Source organism: Ideonella alba, assembly GCF_018069845.1.
Taxonomy (GTDB): domain Bacteria; phylum Pseudomonadota; class Gammaproteobacteria; order Burkholderiales; family Burkholderiaceae_C; genus Ideonella; species Ideonella alba.
Window position 1 is genome coordinate 25834 of sequence record NZ_JAGQDD010000006.1, and the last position, 21229, is coordinate 47062.

Genomic DNA, 21229 nt, shown 5'->3' on the forward strand with positions numbered 1-21229 from the left:
GCCCTTTTTTCCAAGATGAGCGAGACCCTCAAGGCCGTCAAGGGCATGAACGACATCCTGCCGCCGGAATCGGCGCGCTGGGAGTGGCTGGAAGCCCGCATGCGCAGCGTGCTGCAGCGCTATGGCTACCAGAACGTGCGCACGCCCATCGTCGAGCCCACGGCGCTGTTCGTGCGCGGCATCGGCGAGGTGACCGACATCGTCGAGAAGGAGATGTACGCCTTCGAGGACCGGGCCGACAAGCACGGCCAGGCCGAGCACCTGGCGCTGCGTCCGGAGATGACCGCCGGCGTGGTGCGGGCGATGATCGAGCACGCCTTCCTGCGCGAGGGCGGCCGCAGGCTCTACTACTTCGGCCCGATGTTCCGCCGCGAGCGCCCGCAGAAGGGCCGCTACCGCCAGTTCCACCAGATGGGCATCGAGGCCCTGGGCTTTCATGGCCCCGATGTGGACGCCGAGGTCATCCTGCTGGGCGCGCGCCTGCTCAAGGAGCTGGGCCTGGTCGACGGCGAGCATGTGCGCCTGGAGCTGAACTGCCTGGGCGAGCTGAGCGAGCGCCGCGCCCACCGCGAGGCCCTGATCGCCCATCTTGAAGCGCACAAGGACCTGCTCGACGAGGACGGCCAGCGCCGCCTGTACACCAACCCGCTGCGCGTGCTTGACACCAAGAACCCGGCGCTGCAGGACATGGCCAATGCCGCACCCAAGCTGCTGGACTTCCTGGGCGAGGCCTCGCTGGCGCACTTCAACGGCGTGCGCGCCATCCTGGATGCCGCGGGCATCCGCTACACGATCAACCCGCGCCTGGTGCGCGGCCTGGACTACTACAACCTCACCGTCTTCGAGTGGATCACCGACAAGCTCGGCGCCCAGGGCACGGTCTGTGGCGGTGGACGCTACGACGGCCTGATCGAGCAGCTGGGTGGCAAGCCCACCCCGGCGGTGGGCTTCGGCATGGGCCTGGAGCGCATGCTGCTGCTGCTGGAGGAGGTGGGCGTGGCGCCCGCCGCGCCGGTGCCCGACGCCTACGCCATCGTGCCCTCGGCCGAGGGCCTGCCGCGGGTGATGGTGGCACTCGAAGCGCTGCGCGAGGCCGGCCTGTCGGTGGTGCTGCACCCCGGCCAGTCCAGCATGAAGTCGCAGTTCAAGAAGGCCGATGCCAGCGGTGCCCGCTTCGCGCTGATCTTCGGTGCCGACGAACTGGCGGCCGGCCAGGTGGCGGTCAAGCCGCTGCGTGACGCTGCCGCCGAGCAGCAGCTGCGCCCGCTCGACGCGGTGGCCGACTGGGCGCCGTCGCTGCGCAACGCATAATCGCTGACTTCGGCGCCAGCCTGTGGCCGCGCCTTTCTTGTTGACACATCCACGATGGCAAGCAATCTCGACCTCCAGGAACAGGAACAGCTCGACGAGCTGAAGGCGTTCTGGAAGCAATACGGCAACCTCATCACCTGGCTGATCACGCTGGTGCTGGCCGGCATTGCCGGCTTCAACGGCTGGAACTACTGGCAGTCCAAGCAGGCGGTGGGCGCCGCCGGCATGTTCGGTGAGCTCGAAGCGGCCGCGCAACGGGGCGATGCCGACGCCACCACGCGCATCTTCGGCGACATGAAGGAGCGCTTCGGTGGCGCCGAACTGACCCGCCAGGGCGCGCTGCTGACCGCGCGCGTGCAGGCCGACAAGGGCCAACCCGACGCCGCGATCGCCAGCCTGGGCTGGCTGGCCGAGCAAAGCGGCAGCGAGGGCCTGGGCCCGGTCGCCCGCCTGCGCCTGGCCGGTCTGCTGATCGACAAGAAGTCCCTGGACGACGCGCTCAAGCAGCTCGATGCGGTCACCGACGAGGCCTACAAGGGCCTGGTCCAGGACCGCCGCGGCGATGTGCTGATGGCCCAGGGCAAGAAGGACGAGGCCGTGGCCGCCTGGCAGGCCGCCTGGAAGGCGCTGCCCGAGGAGCAGCAGTACCGCCGCATCGTCGAAGCCAAGCTCGATGCCCAGGGCCGCGCGCCGGCCCCGGCCGCGTCGGCGGCGTCGGAGGCCACCCAATGAGTGCGATGTGGACGCGTGCCGCCCGCCTGGCGGCCCCGGCGCTGGCCCTGTGGCTGGCGGCCTGCTCGGCCGACAAGCCGACACCGGCGGCGCTGCAGCCGATCACGCCCACGATCGCCGGCCGCCAGGTCTGGTCGACGCAGATCGGCAGCGTGAGCTTCCCGCTGCAGGTGGCGGTGCGCGCGGGCCAGTTCGTGGTGGCCTCGGATGACGGCACCGTGGCGGCGCTGGACGCTGCCACCGGGCGTGAGCTGTGGCGTGCCCAGGTCGGCGCCCGCCTGTCGGCCGGCGTCGGCAGCGATGGACGGTTCGCCGCCGTGGCCACGCGCGACCAGCAACTGGTGCTGCTGGATGGCGGCGCCCAACGCTGGAGCGTGCCGCTGGAGGCGGGCGTGGTCACGCCGCCGCTGGTGGCGGGTGAGCGCGTCTTCGTGCTGGGCGTGGACCGCGCGGTGCATGCCTTCGACGCGCTGGATGGCCGCCGCCTGTGGACCTTCCGCCGCCCGGGCGACCCGCTGATGCTGGCCCACCCGGGCCTGCTGGCGGCCTGGCAGGACACCTTGCTGGTGGGGCAGGGCGCCCGCCTGGTGGCGCTGGACCCGCTCAAGGGCAGTCTGCGCTGGGAAGTGGCCGTCACCAGCCCGCGCGGCACCAACGAGGTCGAGCGCCTGGCCGACCTGGCCGGACCGGCCTCGCGCGTGGGCGACAGCTTCTGCGTGCGCGCCTTCCAGAACGCGGTGGGCTGCGTCAACGCGGCCACCCGCTCGCTGCAGTGGTCGCAGAACGGGGGCGGCCAGAAGGCGATCGGCGGCGACGCCAGCATCGTCGTCGGCGCGGATGCCAGCGACCGTGTCACCGCGCGTCAGCGCGCCGGTGGCGGTCTGGCCTGGACGTCTGAGCTGCTGCTCAACCGCGGCCTGAGCGCGCCGGTGGTGGCCGGCCCGGCGGTGGTCTTCGGCGACTTTGAAGGCCAGCTGCATTTCCTGGCCAAGGACACCGGCGCGCCGCTGCTGCGCCTGCCCACCGATGGCGCGCGCATCGCCGCGCCGCTGGTGCTCTCCGACACCAACCTGCTCGCGGTCACCGCCAAGGGCGGGGTTTTCGCCTTCCGGCCGGAATGAGGCCGTGAAACCTGTTCTCGCGCTGGTGGGCCGCCCGAATGTGGGCAAGTCCACGCTGTTCAACCGCCTGACGAAGAGCCGCGACGCGATCGTCGCCGACTTCGCCGGCCTGACCCGTGACCGCCACTATGGCGACGGGCGGCTGGGTTCGCGCCATTTCATCGTGGTCGACACCGGCGGCTTCGAGCCCGACAGCACCACCGGCATCGTCAAGGAAATGGCCCGCCAGACCCGGCAGGCCGTGGCCGAGGCCGACGTGGTGATCTTCGTCACCGACCTGCGCTCGGGCCTGTCGGCCCAGGACGCCGACATCGCCCGCTACCTGCGCCAGGCCAACAAGCGTGTGCTGCTGGCGGTGAACAAGGCCGAGGGCATGCAGGAATCGCCGCTGCTGGCCGAGTTCCATGAACTGGGGCTGGGCGAGCCGCACCCGGTGTCGGCGGCGCACGGGCAGGGTATTCGCAGCCTGCTGGAGGCCGCCCTCGAGGACATCCCGGAAGACGACGACGCCGACGACGAGGACGAGGCCGACAAACCGATCCGTCTGGCCGTGGCCGGACGGCCCAACGTGGGCAAGTCCACGCTGATCAACACCTGGCTGGGCGAGGAGCGCCTGATCGCCTTCGACATGCCCGGCACCACGCGCGACGCGATCCGCGTGCCGCTGGAGCGCGACGGCCGTCGCTACGAGCTGATCGACACCGCCGGCCTGCGCCGCAAGGGTAAGGTCTTCGAGGCGATCGAGAAGTTCTCGGTGGTCAAGACCCTGCAGGCCATCGCCGACGCCAGCGTGGTCGTGCTGATGGTCGACGCCACCCAGGGCGTCAGCGAGCAGGACGCGCACATCGCCGGCTATGTGCTGGAGTCGGGCCGCGCCGTCGTCATTGCGATCAACAAGTGGGACGCGGTGGATGCCTACCAGCGCGAGCAACTGGCCCGCTCGGTGGAGACGCGCCTGGCCTTCCTGAAGTTCGCGCCGATCCTGCACATCTCGGCCATCCGCCGCCAGGGCCTGGGCCCGCTGTGGAAGGCGATTGCCGATGCCCACGCCTCGGCCCACTGCAAGATGCCCACGCCGGTGCTGACGCGCCTGCTGCACGAGGCGGTGGAGCACCAGGCGCCCAAGCGCGCGGGCACCAGCCGGCCCAAGCTGCGCTATGCCCACCAGGGCGGCATGAACCCGCCGGTGATCGTGATCCACGGCAACGCGTTGGAGCACGTCACCGACGCCTACAAGCGCTTCCTCGAAGCGCGCTTTCGCGCCCACTTCAAGCTGGTCGGTACGCCCCTGCGCATCGACATGAAGCACTCCACCAACCCCTTCACCGACAAGAGCGCCTGAGGCCGGGAACCTTCCCCGGGCCGGATGCTCCGACAGGGTCTGTCGCCCTGTGATAAGGTGCCAGCTTTCCAACTTCTTCCAACACGGAGCCAATATCGTGAGCAACAAAGGGCAACTTCTACAAGACCCGTTCCTGAACCTGCTGCGCAAGGAGCATGTTCCGGTCTCGATCTACCTGGTCAACGGCATCAAGCTGCAGGGCCACATCGAGTCCTTCGACCAGTACGTGGTGCTGCTGCGCAACACCGTGACCCAGATGGTCTACAAGCACGCCATCTCCACCGTCGTGCCGGGCCGGGCCGTCAATTTCCACCCGGCCGATCAGGGCGACGCCCACTGAGCCCGCTGAACAGGGCCGGCGCCGGCCAACCGGCCGCGCCGCTCGCCGACCCCTCCCACCCGAGCGCGCCTTGAGCAAGCACGGCACGCCCCAGGACGTCGACAGCAATCGCGCCGTTCTGGTCGGCGTCGACCTGGGCCCCGGCGCCTCGTTCGACCCCACGCTTGACGAGTTGCAGTTGCTGGCCGAATCGGCCGGTGACCTGACCGTGGCCAAGGTGCTGGCCAAGCGCCGCTCGCCCGATCCGGCGCTGTTCGTCGGCTCGGGCAAGGCCGACGAGATCAAGGAACTGGTGCTGGTGCATGGCGCCCATGGCGTCATCTTCGACCAGGCGCTCTCGCCAGCGCAGCAGCGCAACCTGGAGCGCCACCTGGGCGTGCCGGTGGCCGACCGCACGGCGCTGATCCTCGAGATCTTCGCCCAGCGGGCGCAGAGCCACGAGGGCAAGCTGCAGGTCGAGCTGGCCCGGCTGCAGTACCTGTCCACGCGGCTCGTACGCCGCTGGAGCCACCTGGAGCGTCAGCGCGGCGGCGTGGGCCACCGCGGTGGCCCGGGTGAGGCCCAGATCGAGCTGGACCGCCGGATGATCGGCGACCGCATCAAGCAGCTCAAGGAGCGGCTGGAGAAGGTCAAGCGCCAGCGCGGCACGCAGCGCCGCGCGCGTGAGCGCAGCGGCACCTTCCGCGTCTCGCTGGTGGGCTACACCAACGCCGGCAAGTCCACGCTGTTCAATGCGCTGACCAAGGCCCGTGCCTACGCTGCCGATCAGCTGTTCGCCACGCTGGACACCACCACCCGCTCGCTCTACCTGGGCGAGGCGGGGCGTGCCGTGTCGCTCTCCGACACCGTGGGCTTCATCCGCGACCTGCCGCATAAGCTGGTCGAGGCCTTCCGTGCCACGCTGCAGGAAGCGGCCGATGCCGACCTGCTGCTGCACGTGGTCGACGCTGCCAGCCCTTTGCTGGCGGAGCAGCGGGCCGAAGTGGAGCGCGTGCTGGAGGAGATCGGCGCCGAGGGCATTGCGCAGATCCTGGTCTACAACAAGGCCGATCTGCTGCCCGAATCCCAGCAGCCGCGCCAAGTCTGCGATGAGCTGGAACTGTCGGCGGGTCTGCGGGTCCCACGCGTGTTCATCAGCGCCCGAACAGGGCAGGGCCTGGACCAGCTGCGCCGCCTGATCGCGGCGCAGGCGGTGCCACCCGACAGCCCTGATCGCAGCGTCGTGAGCCAGTTGCCGGACGGCACCGCGGTGCCGGCCACACCCCCTCAACACTAGAGACAACGATCACCATGGATGAGCCCCTGCACACCGAGCGAATGAGCGCGTCGGCAGCACCGCGGCGACACCCCCAGCGCGCACGCCTGGCCGCTGGGCTGGCCAAGGGCTGGCGCCTGCTGAGCAATGGCCGCAACGACGGCCCGCCGGACCTCGACGAGCTCTGGCGCGACTTCAACCGCAAGCTCTCGGGCCTGTTCAGTGGCAAGGGCGGTGGCGCCCAGCCGCCCGAGGATCCGCCCAACTTCTCGCCCGACATGAAGGGTGCCGGTGTGGGCGTCGGCCTGATCGCCGGCGTGGTGGCGCTGATCTGGGCCGGCAGCGGCGTGTTCATCGTGCAGGAAGGCGAGCAGGCGGTGGTCACCACCTTCGGCCGCTACAGCAGCACGGCCGGCGCCGGCATCCAGTGGCGCCTGCCCTACCCGATCCAGTCGCACGAGACGGTGCGTGTCACGCAGCTGCGCTCGGTCGAGATCGGCCGCACCTCCACCGTGCCCGCCACCGGCCTGCGCGACTCGTCGATGCTCACCCAGGACGAGAACATCGTCGACATCCGCTTCACCGTGCAGTACCGGTTGAAGGACGCCCGCGCCTTCCTGTTCGAGAACGCCAGCACCGAGGAAGCCGTGGCCCAGGCCGCTGAATCGGCGGTGCGCGAGATCGTCGGCCGCAGCAAGGTCGACTCGGTGCTCTACGAGCGCCGCGACGCGATCGCCGCCGACCTCGTCAAGTCGATCCAGCAACAGCTCGACCGCCTCAACGCCGGCGTGGCGATCGCCAACGTCAACCTGCAGAACGTGCAGGTGCCCGACCAGGTGCAGACCGCCTTCGACGATGCCGTCAAGGCCGGCGCCGACCGCGACCGCTTCAAGAACGAAGGCCAGGCCTACGCCAGCGACGTCATTCCCAAGGCCCAGGGCACGGCCGCACGCCTGCGTCAGGAGGCCGAAGGCTACAAGGGCAGGGTGGTGGCACAGGCCGAGGGTGATGCGCAGCGCTTCAACTCGGTCTACACCGAGTACCAGAAGGCACCGGCCGTGACCCGCGACCGCCTCTACATCGACACCATGCGCGAGGTCTACAGCAACGTCACCAAGGTGATGACCGACAGCCGCAGCGGCTCGAACCTGCTGTACCTGCCGCTGGACAAGCTGGTCCAGCAGAGCGCTCCGGCCGCCGCGGCGGCCACCGCCCCGGCGGCCCAGCCCGCACCGGCCGCCACCGAGAGCACCACCGTGGATGTGCGCAACCGCGACAACGCCCGCAGCCGCGACCGTGAAGGCCGCTGATCCGGACTGCCACAGGGACACACCATGAACCGAATCGCCAGTATCGTCGCCGCGGGCCTCGTCCTTCTGATGCTCGCCGCCTCCACCCTGTTCGTCGTCGACCAGCGCAAGGTCGCCGTGATCTACGCGCTGGGCGAGATCAAGGAAGTCATCGCCGAGCCGGGGCTGCAGTGGAAGCTGCCGCCGCCGTTCCAGAACGTGGTCTTCCTCGACCGCCGCATCCAGACCCTGGACAGCCCCGAGAGCCGTCCGATCTTCACCGCCGAGAAGAAGAGCCTGGTCATCGACTGGCTGGTGAAGTGGCGCATCGCTGATCCGCGCCAGTTCATCCGCAACAGCGGCCCCGACCTGCGCAACCTGGAGGCCCGGCTGGGCCCGGTGGTGCAGGCCGCGTTCAACGAGGAGATCACCAAGCGCACGGTCGGCGGCGTGCTGGCCGGCGAGCGCGAGAAGATCATGAACGATGTGCGCCAGCGCCTGGGTGACGAGGCCAAGAGCTTCGGCATCGAGATCGTCGATGTGCGCATCAAGCGGGTCGACTTCGTCGCCAACATCACCGACGCCGTCTACCGCCGCATGGAGTCCGAGCGCAAGCAGGTGGCCAACGAACTGCGCTCGACCGGCCAGGCCGAGGGCGAGAAGATCCGCGCCGACGCTGACCGCCAGCGCGAGGTGATCCTCGCCGAGGCCTACCGTGACGCCCAGAAGATCAAGGGCGAAGGCGACGCCAAGGCGTCTGCGCTCTATGCCGACGCATTCGGGCGCGACCCGCAGTTCGCCCAGTTCTACCGCAGCCTCGAGGCCTACCGCGCCAGCTGGCGCAACAAGTCCGACGTGATGGTGGTCGATCCGGGCAGCGAGTTCTTCAAGGCGATGCGCGGCACCGGCGCCGCAGCACCGGCGGCGCCGCGCAAATGATGCCCGACGGCGGCAGCTGGACCGACTGGCTGTGGCCCGCGCTGGGCCTGATGCTGGTGCTCGAGGGCCTGATGCCGCTGCTGCACCCGCAGGGCTGGCGCGAGGTCTTCCGGCGCGTGCTGGCGATGCAGGATGGCCAGATCCGCTTCATCGGTCTGGCCAGCATCGCGATCGGGGCGCTGGTGCTCTGGCTGAGCAGCTAGGGCCTGTTCGCAATCCCTTCCGGTCGTGTGAACAGGCGCCTTGGCTGGCGCCGGGCCCGGGCGACGCGGGTACAATGCCGTTTTTAACCCGGTCGCCGTTTCATGTCGTCTGCCTGGCTGCTGCCTGAGCACATCGCCGATGTCCTGCCCGCCGAGGCGCGGCGCATCGAAGAACTCCGCCGCCAGTGGCTGGACCTGGCCCGCAGCTATGGCTTCGAGCTGGTCATGCCGCCGATGCTCGAGCACCTGGACTCGCTGCTCTCTGGCACCGGCCGCGACCTCGACCTCAAGACCTTCAAGCTGGTCGACCAGCTCAGCGGCCGCACGCTGGGCCTGCGTGCCGACGCCACGCCCCAGGTCGCCCGCATCGATGCCCATCTGCTGAACCGCCAGGGCGTCACCCGTCTGTGCTACTGCGGCCCGGTGCTGCACACCCGGCCGTCGGGTCTGCGCGCCACGCGCGAGCCGCTGCAACTGGGCGCCGAGATCTACGGCCATGCCGGCCTGGAAGCCGACCTGGAGGTGCAGGAGCTGGCCCTGGATGGTCTGCACGCCGCCGGCGTGCGCGACCTCACCATCGACCTGGGCGATGCCCGCGTCGTGCGCTCGGTGCTGGCCGGTCTGCCGCTGGGCCCTGCCGAACTGGAGGCGCTGGTCACGGCGCTGAGCGTCAAGGACCAGCCCACGCTGCGCGCGCTGTCGGCCGGCTGCCCGGCCGAGGCCCGCGAGGCGCTGGCCATCCTGCCCGACCTGTACGGTGGCGAGGAGGTGCTGGCCCAGGCGGCCGAGCGCCTGCCCAAGCGCAGCCAGATCAGCACCGCGCTGGGCGACCTGGCCTGGCTGGCCGGCCATGTGCGTCAGGCCTTCCCGGATGTTCGCCTGGGCTTCGACCTGGCCGACATGAACGGCTACGCCTACTACAGCGGCATCCGCTTCGCGGTCTATGGCCGCGGCTCCACCGATGCGCTGGCCCGCGGCGGCCGCTACGACGAGGTGGGCGCGGTATTCGGCCGAAACCGCCCGGCGGTGGGCTTCAGCCTGGACCTGAAGGGTCTGGCCGAGGTGTCCCGCGCCGCCCGCACCGAGGGCGCGATCCGCGCCCCCTGGGGCGAGGCCGAGGGCCTGCGTGCCGCGGTGCGCAGTCTGCGCCGCCAGGGCGAGACCGTGGTCTGCGCACTGCCGGGCCATGAGCACGAGGCCCAGGAATTCGAATGCGACCGCGAGCTGATCGAGGTCGACGGACGGTGGGTCCTGCGCGCGCTGTGAATGCGCCGCGGACCGTCCCCACAGAATCTTCAAGCATGACGAGCACAGCGATGCAACAAGGCTCCACCGCGCGCGGGCGCAATGTCGTCGTCGTCGGCACCCAATGGGGTGACGAGGGCAAGGGCAAGCTGGTCGACTGGCTGACCGAAAGCGCCCAGGGCGTGGTGCGCTTCCAGGGCGGCCACAACGCCGGCCACACCCTGGTGATCAACGGCGTCAAGACGGCGCTGCACCTGATCCCCAGCGGCATCATGCGCCCCGGCGTGCGCTGCTACATCGGCAATGGCGTGGTGCTGTCCGCGGCCAAGCTGCTCGAAGAGATCGCCGGGCTGGAGAAGGCCGGTGTCGAGGTGCGTTCGCGCCTGCGCATCTCCGAGGCCTGCCCGTTGATCCTGCCCTTCCACGCCGCACTGGACGTGGCGCGCGAGGCCGCGCGGGAGCAGGGTGGCACCGAGAAGATCGGCACCACCGGTCGCGGCATCGGCCCGGCCTACGAGGACAAGATCGCCCGCCGCGCGCTGCGCGTGCAGGACCTGAAGTATCCCGAGCGCTTTGCGGCCAAGCTGCGCGAGCTGCTGGCGCTGCACAACCACGTGCTGACCAGCTTCCTGGGCTCACGCGGCTTCACCTTCCCGGAAGCCATGCGCCCGTACATCGCCAACGGCGAGGTGCAGTTCCAGGTCGTCTACGACGAGGCGATGCGCCACGCCGAGGAACTCAAGCCGATGATGGCCGACGTCTCGCGCGAGCTCAACGCGGCGCACATGGCTGGCCAGAACCTGCTGTTCGAGGGTGCCCAGGGCACGCTGCTGGACGTCGACCACGGCACCTACCCCTACGTCACCTCCAGCAACTGCGTGGCGGGCAATGCGGCGGCCGGCTCCGGCGTCGGCCCGGGCCTGCTGCACTATGTGCTGGGCATCACCAAGGCCTATTGCACACGCGTCGGTGGCGGCCCGTTCCCCACGGAGCTGGACTGGGAAGTGCCGGGCACGCCGGGCTACCACATGAGCACCGTGGGCGCCGAGAAGGGCGTCACCACCGGTCGTTCGCGCCGCTGCGGCTGGTTCGACGCCGCGCTGCTCAAGCGCTCGGCCCAGGTCAACGGCCTGTCGGGCCTGTGCATCACCAAGCTCGACGTCCTCGATGGCCTTTCCGAGCTGAAGCTGTGCACCGGCTACCGCCTGGACGGCGAGGACATCGACCTGTTGCCGATGGGCGCCGACGAGATTGCCCGCTGCGAGCCGATCTACGAGACTCTGCCTGGCTGGACCGAGACCACGGTGGGCGTCACCGAACTCGACAAGCTGCCGGCCAATGCGCGCCGCTACCTGAACCGCATCGAGGAAGTCACCGGCGTGCCGATCCACGTCATCTCGACCAGCCCCGACCGCGACCACACCATCCTGCTGCGCCAGCCCTACCAGGCCTGAGCGGCACCTCCCCACCAACCGACCACGCTGGAGACCCCATGCTCACCGACGACGGCAAGCACCTGTACGTGTCCTGGGACGAGTACCACCTGCTGACCGAGCGCCTGGCGCTCAAGATCCACAACAGCGGCTGGGCCTTCGATCAGATCCTGTGCCTCGCCCGCGGCGGCATGCGCCCCGGCGACATCCTGTCGCGCGTGTTCGACAAGCCGCTGGCGATCATGAGCACCAGCAGCTACCGCGCCGAGGCGGGCACGATCCAGGGCCGCCTGGACATGGCCAAGTACATCACCATGCCCAAGGGCGAACTGGCCGGCCGCGTGCTGCTGGTGGACGACCTGGCCGACTCGGGCGTCACCCTCAAGGCGGTGGTTGACCGCCTGCGTGGCATGCCGGCCATCACCGAACTGCGCTCGGCGGTGATCTGGACCAAGGCGGTGTCGAGCTACACGCCCGACTACTACGTCGAGGCGCTGGCCACCAGCCCCTGGATCCACCAACCCTTCGAGGAGTACGACGCACTGCGTCCCGAGGGCCTGGCCAAGAAGTTGTCGGTCTGAAGCATCAACGAGAAGGGGCCTGCGGGCCCCTTCGTCATGGCACGGCTGCGTTCGGCCTGCGGTCGGTCGCACCGGAAGCAAAAAAGGCCAGCACTTCCGTGCTGGCCTTCGCATGCCTGGTGCCCAGGAGAGGACTCGGTCACACGGGCGCGACCCCGGCCGGGCCTGCATGCCCGGCCTTTCTCGTCCTCGCGCAAGGCCCGCAGTGGGCCTTGCTTCCTGTCCCCCAAGCAAAAAAGGCCAGCACTTCCGTGCTGGCCTTTGCATGCTTGGTGCCCAGGAGAGGACTCGAACCTCCACGCCTCTCAGCGCTAGTACCTGAAACTAGTGCGTCTACCAATTCCGCCACCTGGGCATGTCTGCGTTGAAGACTTTCGTCATCAGCAGAGCCTTGAACTATAGCATGGATTTCAAGCGACTTGAAACGCGCATCCACTTTTCGAGCGGCACCGCGACCAGCGTCGCGCCCATGCAAAAAGGCCAGCACTCTCGTGCTGGCCTTTTGTATGCTTGGTGCCCAGGAGAGGACTCGGTCACATGGGCGCGACCCCGGCCGGGCCTGCATGCCCGGCCTTTCTCGTCCTCGCGCAAGGCCCGCAGTGGGCCTTGCTTCCTGTCCCCCAAGCAAAAAAGGCCAGCACTTCCGTGCTGGCCTTTGCATGCTTGGTGCCCAGGAGAGGACTCGAACCTCCACGCCTCTCAGCGCTAGTACCTGAAACTAGTGCGTCTACCAATTCCGCCACCTGGGCTTCGTCGAGACGGCAACGCTCTTTGGTGAGAACATCGCGTATCAGCGAAAGATAGGACTATACCATCAAGACAAAGATCATTTCAAGCAGCGACAAGCTGCCGGGCGTCACCATGACCGAGATCGAAGGCACGGTGAACGGACACCGCGACGGGCACGGCTTCGTGCAGCGCGACGACGGCGAACCTGATCTGTACCTCTCGCCGCAGGAGATGCGTGCGGTGCTGCACCGCGACCGCGTGCGCGCCCGCATCCTGCGCTTCGACCGCAAGGGCCGCCCGGAGGGCCGTGTCGTCGACATCATCGAGCGGCGCAAGACGCCGATCATCGGCCGCCTGCTGCACGAGGGCGGCAGCTGGATCGTCGCGCCCGAGGACAAGCGCTACGGCCAGGACATCCTGATCCCGAAGAACGCCGCGGCCAATGCGCGTGCCGGCCAGGTGGTATCGGTCGAGCTGACCGAGCCGCCGTCGATGTACTCGCAGCCGGTGGGCCGCGTGGCCGAGGTGCTGGGCGAGATCGACGACCCGGGCATGGAGATCGAGATCGCGGTGCGCAAGTACGAGGTGCCGCACCGCTTCTCGCCCGAGGCCCTGGCCCAGGCGGCGGCCTTGCCCGACAAGCTGCGCGCCGCCGACCTGAAGCACCGCGTCGACCTGCGCGATGTGCCGCTGGTGACCATCGACGGTGAGGACGCGCGCGACTTCGACGACGCCGTCTACTGCGAACCGCATGTCCAGGGCAAGGGCAAGAAGGCCAGCAAGGGCTGGCGGCTGCTGGTGGCCATCGCCGACGTCAGCCACTACGTCAAGCCCGGTGAAGCGCTGGACGACGATGCCTTCGAGCGCGCCACCTCGGTCTACTTCCCGCGCCGGGTGATCCCGATGCTGCCGGAGAAGCTGTCCAACGGCCTGTGCTCGCTGAACCCCGAGGTGGATCGTCTGAGCATGGTCTGCGACATGCTGGTCAGCGCCGAGGGCGAGGTCACCGCCTACCAGTTCTACCCGGCGGTGATCTGCTCGCATGCGCGGCTGACCTACACCGAAGTGGCTGCGGCGCTGCTCAACAGCCGCGGCCCTGAAGCCACGCGCCGCGCTGCGCTGATGCCGCAGCTGCTCGACCTGCTCGATGTCTACCGCGCGCTGCTGAAGGCCCGCGCCCAACGTGGTGCGGTGGATTTCGAAACCACGGAGACCCAGATCGTCTGCGACGACAACGGCCGCATCGAGAAGATCGTGCCGCGCACCCGCACCGAGGCGCATCGCCTGATCGAGGAGGCCATGCTGGCCGCCAACGTCTGCGCAGCGGACTTCATCGCCGGCGCTGAACATGCGTCGCTCTACCGCGTGCACGAGGGGCCTACGCCCGAGAAGCGCCAGACCCTGCAGAACTACCTGCGCGCGCTGGGCCTGGGCCTGTCGGTCAGCGATGACCCCAAGCCAGGCGAGTTCCAGGCGATCGCCGCCGCCACCAAGGACCGCCCGGACGCGCAGCAGATCCACACCATGCTGCTGCGCTCGATGCAGCAGGCGATCTACACGCCGGCCAACAGCGGCCACTTCGGCCTGGCCTACCAGGCCTACACCCACTTCACCAGCCCCATCCGTCGCTATCCGGACCTGCTGGTGCACCGGGTGATCAAGGCCATCCTGCAGTCGCGCCGCTACCACCTGAGCACCGGCGAGCTGGTGGGCGCGCCGGTGCGCAAGGGCGGCAAGCCGCCGCGTGGCCAGGCCGCCGAGCTCGAGCGCTGGGAGCAGGTGGGGGCGCATTGCAGTGCCAACGAGCGCCGTGCCGACGAGGCCTCGCGCGATGTCGAAGCCTGGCTGAAGTGCCGCTACATGCGCGAACGCCTGGGCGAGGAGTACTCGGGCACCGTCAGCGCGGTCACCACCTTCGGTGTCTTCGTCACGCTGGACGCGTTGTACGTGGAGGGCCTGGTCCACATCACCGAACTGGGCAGCGAGTACTTCCGGTTCGACGAGGCGCGCCAGGAACTGCGCGGCGAGCGCAGCGGCCAGCGCTACGCGGTGGGCGCGCGGGTGCGGGTGCAGGTCAGCCGGGTCGACCTGGACGGCCGGCGCATCGACTTCCGCATGGTGCGCGAGGGCGAGTCCGACCGCCTGCTGGCCAAGGGCCGCCCGACGGGCAAGGAGCGCCTGGCGCCGCTGGAGCGCGTGGAGGCCGAGGACCGGGTGCAAAAGCGCGCCACCAAGGCGGCCAAGGCGCGCCAGTCGCCCTCGGGCCGTACTGGCGCGGGCAAGGCCAAGTCCAAGACCTCGCCGCGGCAGGACGCTGCCTCGGGCAAGACCAGCAGCCGGCGCAAGGCGACCCGGCGGCGCTGAGATGAGGCGATGAGCGGCTGACCCGCTCCGCCGGTCGGCGCGGGGTCAGGCGGCGTCGGCCGTGCTGGCCAGCATCGCCTCGATCAGCGAATCGGCGATCAGCACATGCGGGCCGGCGCGGTCGGCCGCCAGGCCGTGGCGCCAGACGGCCTCGCGGGCCGCACGGGCGGCCGCGTCGGTGGCGTCGCCCAGCGCCGCCCAGCGTCCGCCCAGCCAGCCTGCGAGCACATCGCCGGTGCCGGCACTGGCCAGCCGGGCGTTGCCGGTGGCGTTGATCCACGGCGGACCCTCCGGCGTGGCGATGACGCTGCCCGAGCCCTTGAGCACCACCACCGCGCCGAAGCGCCGGGCCAGCGCCCGTGCGGCCGCCAGGCGGTCGGCCTGCACGGCACGCGTGCTGCTGTCCAGCAGGCGCGCGGCTTCCAGCGGGTGGGGCGTGAGCACGGTTGGGCGGGCAGCGTGGCCGCGGGCCACCAGGGCGGTGGCCAGCGCGGGCTCGGCGGCGACGGCGTTCAGTGCGTCGGCGTCCAGCACCAGCCGCGCTGCATGGCGGATCGGTGCGGGCAACTCGGCGCCCATGTCGCCGCCGCCGCCGCAGCCGGCCACCACGGTGGCCGCGGCCAGCCGCTCGGGCTGGCGCAGCGCGTGGGTGTCGCGGTGCATCAGCGCGGCCGGCGCGCCTGGCAGGGCGTGGACCGCGGTATCGGCCAGCGTGGCCAGATAGACCCGGCCAGCGCCGGCTGCCAGCGCCGCGTGGGCCGCCAGCACCGCCGCGCCTTGCATGCCCGCAGCACCACCCAGCACCCACAGGTCGCCGAACGCGCCCTTGTGTCCGGCATGGGGCCGCGGCGGCAGGCGCCGGGCCTCGTCGGCGCCCAGCAGCAGGGCATCCGGCGCGGCGCCGTCCAGTGTGGCGCCCAGCGTCGACCACCAGATCTCGCCAGCATGGTCCCGGCCGTCGGCGGTGAAGAGGCCCGGCTTGAGCGTCAGCAGCGACAGCGTGGCGCTGGCGCGCACGCCGTGTTCACCCAGGGTCTGGCCGCTGTCGGCGGCCAGGCCGGTGGGCAGGTCCAGCGCCAGGATCGGCGCCTGGCAGGCGTGCAGCGCATCGATCAGCGCAAGCACGGCCTCGCCGGGCGGGCGATCCTGGCCCAGGCCAAGCAGGGCGTCGACCGCCAGGTCCACCGCACCAGGGGCGGGTGCGTCCCCGAAGGTCACGCCAGCCTGCACGGCCTGGGCCAGCGCACGCTGTGCATCGGCCGGGACGGTGCCGCGACCGCTCAGGTGCGTGACCGTGACCTGTCGGCCCAGCTGGTGCAGGCAGCGCGCCATCACCAGGCCGTCGCCACCGTTGTTGCCGGGGCCGCAGGCCACCCAGACGCGTCGCGCGTGCGGCCAGCGGGCCAGGGCCAGACGGGCGGCATCGGTGCCGGCGCGCAGCATCAGCGTGAAATCACCCGCGCGGGCACAGGCCTGGGCCTCGATCGCCCGGGACGCCGCCAGTCCGTGCAGGGGCGCAGCGGTGGTACCGGGAAGGACGAGGCGCAGGTCGACGGCCATGCCGCCGAGCTTAGCGCAAGCGCTCCATCGCGAAGGGCGCCGGATCGACCGGCGCGGCCTGCTGGCCGATCTGCGACGCCAGTTGCAGGGCCGCGCCGCAGGCCAGGGTCCAGCCGCTGGCGCCATGGGCGGTGTTGAGCCACACGCCGGGCACGCCGCTGGGGCCGATCACCGGCAGGCCGTCGGCCACCGCCAGGCGCGGGCCGCACCACTCCAGACTGCGGCTGGTGTGGGCGGCGCCCGGGAACCAGTCGTCCAATGCGCGGTACAGACGCCGCATGTCGGCCGGGTGCGGGCGGCCCAGTTGCACACCGGGGCGGATGCTGCCCGCCACGCGCACCCGGTCGCCCTGGCGCGCAATGCTGATCTGTTGGCGCTGGTCCAGGATGGCGGCGCGCGGCGTGGGATCGAGCAGGCCGTCTTCCAGCCGCAGCGGCGCGGTGAAGCTGCAGGCACTGTGGACCACCGCTGGCAGGCGCACGCCCAGCGACTGCAGCAGGGCCGGGGCGCCCTGCGCCGCGCACAGCACCACCGCGTCGACACTGAGTGACGACACCGTCTCGCCGGTGCGTCCTGCCGGCACCGGATCGCGTGACTCGGCCAAGCTGAGCTGCAGCGGGCCGCCGCCCAGGCCGCTGGACAGGCCGGTGAGCTGGTGCTGGAACAGCCAGCGCACACCCAAGGCCTGGGCTTCGGTCTTCAGCTGGTGGACGAACTGCCGGCTGTTGGCCGCAGCATCGCCCGGGAAGTGCAGGGCGGCGTGCAAGCCTGGCTCGGTGCTCAGGCCCGGCTCGATCGCCCGCGCGCCGTCGGCATCGACACAGTGGTGCACCACCCCTTGTTCGCCCAGCCAGTCCAGACCGGCGCGCATCTGCGCCAGCTCACGCTCCGAGCGCAGCAGCACCAGCAGGCCGTCGGCGTGTTCGCGGGCCAGTCCCAGGCGCAGCGTCAGCTCGTCCAGCCGGGCGCGGCTCAGGCGCGAGAGGGCCAGCATCGCCGAGCGGCTGGCCGCCATGTGCGGCGAGCGGCGGTGCTGGCGCTGGCGCCACCAGGGCGACCACACCGACGGGCGCAGGCCCTGCCAGCCCCAGCCGCCGGCCTGCACCGGCGCCAGCGGCCGGGTGGGCAGGCCCGGCGCCTGCCAGGCGGCGGTGTAGGCGCCGGCCAGCAGCCCGCCGTTGGCGAAGCTGCCCTCGGCGGCCACCCCGGCGTGGCGGTCGACCACGGTGACCTGGTGACCCGCCGCGGCCAGTTCGAACGCGCTGCACACGCCGGCCAGGCCGGCGCCGATGACGGCCACATGCATGTCAGCCTCCGTGCCCGGCCAACGCGGCCTCTGCGTCCAGCGCCAGGCCCAGCAGAGCGTCATCGCGGCCGGCGCCGGCCCACAGCATCAGACCCACCGGCATCTCGCCGGGCGCCTGGCAGGGCAGGCTGATCGCACAGCCATCGAAGAGATTGACCAGCGAGGGATTGCGCAGCAGCGCAGCATTGGTGCGGTGGAACACGTCGTCGTCAGACAGCAAGGGCGCGCTCGGCGGCGCGAGCAGCGGGACGGTGGGGCTGAGCGCGGCGTCGAAGCCGCTCAGCGCCGATTGCAGCGCGTCGATCCAGGCCCGGCGGGCGCGGCACAGGTCGAGGTAGTCGTCGGCCGACACGCCAGCACCGCGCAGCAGCCGGGTCAGCACCCGCGGGTCGTAGCGCGCAGCGTCATGGGCCAGGCGGTGGCGGTGCCAGGCGTGGGCCTCGACCGCCGCCAGGCTGAAGGCGCCTTGCAGGGCCGCGCCGTCGGGCAGCAGGGGGCAGCGCAGGGATTCGATCCGCGCGCCGGCGGCTGAGAGCCGCGTCAGCGCGGACTCCAGCGCACGGGCCACGGGCGCTTCCAGGCCGTCAAGCATCAGGTCCTGGGGCAGGGCCAGCCGGCTGCCGGCCAGGCGTGCCGCCGTGCGGTCGACGCGGCGCGCGGCCAGCACCTCGTGCACGCGGATCGCCCCGTCGACATCGGGCGTCATCGCACAGGCCGTGTCCAGGGTGTCGGACAGCGGGATGCAGCCGTCGCGTGGCACCAGGGACTGGGTGGACTTGTAGCCCACCAGGCCGCACAAGGCCGCAGGAATGCGGATCGAGCCGCCGGTGTCGCTGCCCAGCGCGGTCATGCAGGCGCCCAGCGCCAGCGCCTGGGCGCCACCGCTGGTGGAGCCGCCAGCGATGCGCGGCGTGGCGTCCAGCAGCGCGGTCACCGGGTTCGTCGGCGTGCCGTGGTGCGGGTTCTGGCCGACACCGGAGAAGGCGAACTCGGTGCAGTTGTGGTGGCCGATCAGCACGGCGCCGGCCGCGCGCAGCCGGGCCACGGCGCCCGCATCGGCGGTCCGGGCGGCGGGCCAGCCGCTCAGCGCCGAGCTGCGGCCATCCAGCACCACCGAGCCGCCGGTGGCGGGCTGACCGGCGACGTCGAACAGGTCCTTGACGCCCAGCACCAGCCCGGCCAGCGGCGGCAGCGCCTGGCCGCGGCCGCGCTGCGCGTCCAGCGCATCGGCCTGGGCGCGGGCCGACGCCGTGAAGAGGCGCAGGTGGGCCTGCGCCGCGTCAGGGGAGGCTGCGCGCGCCAGGTGGTGTTCCAGCAGGTCGCGGCAGCTCAGGCGGCCCTGCGGGATCGGTTCGAGCATCCGGGCCAGGCCGGGGGCGCTGCGGGATGCTATACTCTGCGGGTTTATCTGGAGGACCATGGGGTGCGATGCATCGCGCGGCGTCCAGACAAGCCGGGCCGAGAGTCTCGTCGTGAGGATGGTGAAAGGCGTTTGCCTTGCACCGCCGGACGGGGCGGCCCGATTCGCGAACCCGACCCATCCAGGTGTCGCTGCAAGCAGGTGTGACGAGGTGTCAACCCATGCAGCGATTCGTGTCGGGATTCTAGACCCAACCTTCGGAGTGACCTATGTCCGTGTCGATGCGTGAAATGCTGGAAGCCGGTGTCCACTTTGGCCACCAGACCCGCTTCTGGAACCCCAAGATGGCCCCGTTCATTTACGGCCATCGCAACAAGATCCACATCATCAACTTGGAGAAGACGCTTCCCAAGTTCGAAGAAGCCATGAAGTTCGTGCGCCAGCTGGCCTCCAAGCGCGGCACGATCCTGATCGTCGGCACCAAGCGCCAGGCGCGCGAAGTGGTGGCCGCCGAGGCGCAGCGCGCCGGCATGCCCTACGTTGACCAGCGCTGGCTGGGCGGCATGCTGACCAACTTCAAGACGGTCAAGGGCTCGCTGAAGAAGCTCAAGGACATGCAGGCCCAGAAGGACTCTGGCGCCGAGATGCGCATCAAGAAGGAAGCCCTGATGTTCGACCGCGAGCTGGCCAAGCTCGAGAAGGACATCGGCGGCATCCAGGACATGAACGCGCTGCCCGACGCCATCTTCGTGATCGACGTGGGCTTCCACAAGATCGCCGTGGCCGAAGCCCAGAAGCTGGGCATTCCGGTGATCGGCGTGGTCGACACCAACCACTCGCCCGATGGCGTGGACTACGTGATCCCCGGCAACGACGACTCGGCCAAGGCCGTGGCGCTGTACGCCAAGGCCGTGGCTGACGCCGTGCTGGAAGGCAAGGCCAACGCCACCACCGAGCTGACCCAGGCCGTGGCCGCCGACGGCGACGAGTTCGTCGAGGTCAACGAGCAGGCCTGATGCTCCCGGCGCCCTCGGGCGCCGTCGTGAAGCAGGGGCTGTCACAGCCCCTTTTTCACACCCCCCACCGAACACTGAAGCAAACCCGCGGCGGGCGCCCAAGGCACCGCCGCCAGCAACGGAGAACACACGATGGCTGCTATCACCGCCGGCATGGTTGCCGAACTGCGCGCCAAGACCGACGCCCCGATGATGGAATGCAAGAAGGCGCTGACCGAGGCCGAAGGCGACCTGGTCAAGGCCGAGGAAATCCTGCGCGTCAAGCTGGGCACCAAGGCCGGCAAGGCCGCGTCGCGCGTCACCGCCGAAGGCGTGGTCGCCTCGGCGATCGACGGCACCGTGGGCGCCATGATCGAGGTCAACTGCGAGACCGACTTCGTCACCAAGAACGACAGCTTCCTGGCCCTGGCCCAGGGCGCCGCCGCGCTGATCGCCAAGCACAACCCGGCCGACATCGCCGCCCTGGGCGCGCTGGCCTACGAGCAGGACGGTTTCGGCCCGACGCTGGAAGACGTGCGCAAGGGCCTGGTCGGCAAGATCGGCGAGAACATGTCTTTCCGCCGCTTCAAGCGCTTCGAGGGCAGCGCCCTGGCCGGCTACCTGCACGGCACCCGCATCGGCGTGGTGGTGGAGTTCGACGGTGACGCCGTCGCCGCCAAGGACGTCGCCATGCACGTGGCCGCGATGAAGCCTGTCGCGCTGACCTCGGCCGACGTGCCGGCCGAGCTGATCGAGCGCGAGCGCTCGGTGGCCGCCGCCAAGGCCGCCGAGTCCGGCAAGCCGGCCGAGATCGTCGCCAAGATGGTCGACGGTTCGGTGCAGAAGTACCTGAAGGAAGTCTCGCTGTTCGACCAGGTCTTCGTGAAGGCCGCCGACGGCAAGCAGACCGTGGGCGCCTACGTCAAGTCGGCCAACACCACCGTCAAGGGCTTCACCCTGTACGTGGTGGGTGAAGGCATCGAGAAGAAGGTCGACGACTTCGCGGCCGAGGTGGCTGCCCAGGTCGCCGCCGCCAAGGGCGCGTAAAGCGCCGCCGCCGGGCGCCGCTCACAAGGGGGTGCCCGGCTACACTGTTTTTCCTGCTGACCGACGCCTACAAGGAC

At 70.3% G+C, this 21229-nt stretch carries 18 protein-coding genes and 2 tRNA genes; 15 read left to right on the forward strand and 5 right to left on the reverse strand.

Annotated elements, in window-relative coordinates; genetic code table 11:
* The first annotated feature begins 15 nt into the window (after positions 1-15).
* The 12 genes from hisS to KAK03_RS10285 all read left to right on the forward strand — a co-directional run bounded on the left by hisS (position 16) and on the right by KAK03_RS10285 (position 11791).
* Positions 16-1311, forward strand: coding sequence for a histidine--tRNA ligase (gene hisS, locus KAK03_RS10230; protein WP_210853865.1), 1296 nt, complete (start codon positions 16-18; stop codon positions 1309-1311).
* Positions 1312-1365: 54 nt separating this feature from the next.
* Entirely contained in the window at positions 1366-2043 is a 678-nt protein-coding gene (locus tag KAK03_RS10235) for a YfgM family protein (protein ID WP_210853866.1), read from the forward strand.
* Positions 2040-3164 (forward strand): outer membrane protein assembly factor BamB, encoded by a 1125-nt coding sequence (bamB, locus tag KAK03_RS10240; protein WP_210853867.1) that lies wholly within the window; start codon positions 2040-2042, stop codon positions 3162-3164. The genes KAK03_RS10235 and bamB overlap by 4 nt, the downstream gene beginning before the upstream one ends.
* A 4-nt stretch (positions 3165-3168) precedes the next feature.
* Positions 3169-4506: a ribosome biogenesis GTPase Der gene (der, locus tag KAK03_RS10245; protein ID WP_210853868.1), complete on the forward strand. Its 1338-nt coding sequence runs from the start codon at positions 3169-3171 to the stop codon at positions 4504-4506.
* A gap of 97 nt (positions 4507-4603) precedes the next feature.
* Complete coding sequence (gene hfq / locus KAK03_RS10250; protein WP_210802209.1) at positions 4604-4846, forward strand: RNA chaperone Hfq; 243 nt, start codon at positions 4604-4606, stop codon at positions 4844-4846.
* Positions 4847-4916: 70 nt separating this feature from the next.
* Positions 4917-6122 carry a GTPase HflX gene (gene hflX, locus KAK03_RS10255; RefSeq protein WP_210853869.1) on the forward strand — a complete coding sequence of 402 codons (1206 nt, stop codon included), beginning with the start codon at positions 4917-4919 and terminating at the stop codon, positions 6120-6122.
* Positions 6123-6136: 14 nt separating this feature from the next.
* Complete coding sequence (gene hflK, locus KAK03_RS10260; protein WP_210853870.1) at positions 6137-7411, forward strand: FtsH protease activity modulator HflK; 1275 nt, start codon at positions 6137-6139, stop codon at positions 7409-7411.
* A 24-nt stretch (positions 7412-7435) separates the two neighbouring features.
* Positions 7436-8329 (forward strand): protease modulator HflC, encoded by an 894-nt coding sequence (hflC, locus tag KAK03_RS10265; RefSeq protein ID WP_210853871.1) that lies wholly within the window; start codon positions 7436-7438, stop codon positions 8327-8329.
* On the forward strand, positions 8326-8532 hold the full coding sequence (locus KAK03_RS10270; protein ID WP_310738551.1) for a DUF2065 domain-containing protein: 207 nt from the start codon (positions 8326-8328) through the stop codon (positions 8530-8532). Before hflC ends, KAK03_RS10270 begins: the two co-directional genes overlap by 4 nt.
* 102 nt (positions 8533-8634) lie before the next feature.
* On the forward strand, positions 8635-9798 hold the full coding sequence (locus KAK03_RS10275; protein ID WP_210853872.1) for an ATP phosphoribosyltransferase regulatory subunit: 1164 nt from the start codon (positions 8635-8637) through the stop codon (positions 9796-9798).
* A 50-nt stretch (positions 9799-9848) separates the two neighbouring features.
* Positions 9849-11231 (forward strand): adenylosuccinate synthase, encoded by a 1383-nt coding sequence (locus KAK03_RS10280; RefSeq protein WP_210854026.1) that lies wholly within the window; start codon positions 9849-9851, stop codon positions 11229-11231.
* Positions 11232-11269: 38 nt separating this feature from the next.
* Positions 11270-11791, forward strand: coding sequence for a phosphoribosyltransferase (locus tag KAK03_RS10285; RefSeq protein WP_210802197.1), 522 nt, complete (start codon positions 11270-11272; stop codon positions 11789-11791).
* Positions 11792-12061: 270 nt separating this feature from the next.
* Here KAK03_RS10285 and KAK03_RS10290 read toward each other — a convergent pair.
* Positions 12062-12146, reverse strand: a tRNA-Leu gene (locus tag KAK03_RS10290).
* Between the two features lie 309 nt (positions 12147-12455).
* Positions 12456-12540 (reverse strand) — tRNA-Leu (locus tag KAK03_RS10295).
* Between the two features lie 112 nt (positions 12541-12652).
* On the opposite strand from KAK03_RS10295, the gene rnr reads away from it, so the two are divergent.
* Complete coding sequence (rnr, locus tag KAK03_RS10300; protein WP_210853873.1) at positions 12653-14884, forward strand: ribonuclease R; 2232 nt, start codon at positions 12653-12655, stop codon at positions 14882-14884.
* A gap of 45 nt (positions 14885-14929) precedes the next feature.
* Here the strand turns inward: rnr and KAK03_RS10305 are convergent, their stop codons facing one another.
* From KAK03_RS10305 to KAK03_RS10315, 3 genes are read right to left on the reverse strand one after another with little or no spacing between them, the layout of a single operon-like run.
* On the reverse strand, positions 14930-16444 hold the full coding sequence (locus KAK03_RS10305; RefSeq protein WP_210853874.1) for an NAD(P)H-hydrate dehydratase: 1515 nt from the start codon (positions 16442-16444) through the stop codon (positions 14930-14932).
* A 10-nt stretch (positions 16445-16454) separates the two neighbouring features.
* Entirely contained in the window at positions 16455-17750 is a 1296-nt protein-coding gene (locus KAK03_RS10310) for an FAD-dependent oxidoreductase (protein ID WP_210853875.1), read from the reverse strand.
* Between the two features lies 1 nt (position 17751).
* Positions 17752-19170, reverse strand: coding sequence for an amidase (locus KAK03_RS10315; protein WP_210853876.1), 1419 nt, complete (start codon positions 19168-19170; stop codon positions 17752-17754).
* Between the two features lie 209 nt (positions 19171-19379).
* Between KAK03_RS10315 and rpsB the strand changes: the two genes are divergently transcribed.
* Positions 19380-20126, forward strand: a complete 747-nt coding sequence (gene rpsB, locus KAK03_RS10320) for a 30S ribosomal protein S2 (RefSeq protein ID WP_210853877.1) — start codon at positions 19380-19382, stop codon at positions 20124-20126.
* Positions 20127-20258: 132 nt separating this feature from the next.
* Positions 20259-21152: a translation elongation factor Ts gene (gene tsf, locus KAK03_RS10325; RefSeq protein ID WP_210853878.1), complete on the forward strand. Its 894-nt coding sequence runs from the start codon at positions 20259-20261 to the stop codon at positions 21150-21152.
* The last annotated feature ends 77 nt before the right edge of the window (positions 21153-21229 follow it).

Excerpts from the sequence above, each read along its gene's own strand:
- hisS (WP_210853865.1), top strand. The coding sequence starts at position 16 with ATGAGCGAGACCCTCAAGGCCGTCAAGGGCATGAACGACATCCTGCCG.
- KAK03_RS10235 (WP_210853866.1), top strand. The coding sequence starts at position 1,366 with ATGGCAAGCAATCTCGACCTCCAGGAACAGGAACAGCTCGACGAGCTG.
- bamB (WP_210853867.1), top strand. The coding sequence starts at position 2,040 with ATGAGTGCGATGTGGACGCGTGCCGCCCGCCTGGCGGCCCCGGCGCTG.
- hflK (WP_210853870.1), top strand. The coding sequence starts at position 6,137 with ATGGATGAGCCCCTGCACACCGAGCGAATGAGCGCGTCGGCAGCACCG.
- hflC (WP_210853871.1), top strand. The coding sequence starts at position 7,436 with ATGAACCGAATCGCCAGTATCGTCGCCGCGGGCCTCGTCCTTCTGATG.
- KAK03_RS10270 (WP_310738551.1), top strand. The coding sequence starts at position 8,326 with ATGATGCCCGACGGCGGCAGCTGGACCGACTGGCTGTGGCCCGCGCTG.
- KAK03_RS10275 (WP_210853872.1), top strand. The coding sequence starts at position 8,635 with ATGTCGTCTGCCTGGCTGCTGCCTGAGCACATCGCCGATGTCCTGCCC.
- KAK03_RS10280 (WP_210854026.1), top strand. The coding sequence starts at position 9,849 with ATGCAACAAGGCTCCACCGCGCGCGGGCGCAATGTCGTCGTCGTCGGC.
- KAK03_RS10285 (WP_210802197.1), top strand. The coding sequence starts at position 11,270 with ATGCTCACCGACGACGGCAAGCACCTGTACGTGTCCTGGGACGAGTAC.
- rnr (WP_210853873.1), top strand. The coding sequence starts at position 12,653 with ATGACCGAGATCGAAGGCACGGTGAACGGACACCGCGACGGGCACGGC.
- KAK03_RS10305 (WP_210853874.1), bottom strand. The coding sequence starts at position 16,444 with ATGGCCGTCGACCTGCGCCTCGTCCTTCCCGGTACCACCGCTGCGCCC.
- KAK03_RS10310 (WP_210853875.1), bottom strand. The coding sequence starts at position 17,750 with ATGCATGTGGCCGTCATCGGCGCCGGCCTGGCCGGCGTGTGCAGCGCG.
- KAK03_RS10315 (WP_210853876.1), bottom strand. The coding sequence starts at position 19,170 with ATGGTCCTCCAGATAAACCCGCAGAGTATAGCATCCCGCAGCGCCCCC.
- rpsB (WP_210853877.1), top strand. The coding sequence starts at position 19,380 with ATGTCCGTGTCGATGCGTGAAATGCTGGAAGCCGGTGTCCACTTTGGC.
- tsf (WP_210853878.1), top strand. The coding sequence starts at position 20,259 with ATGGCTGCTATCACCGCCGGCATGGTTGCCGAACTGCGCGCCAAGACC.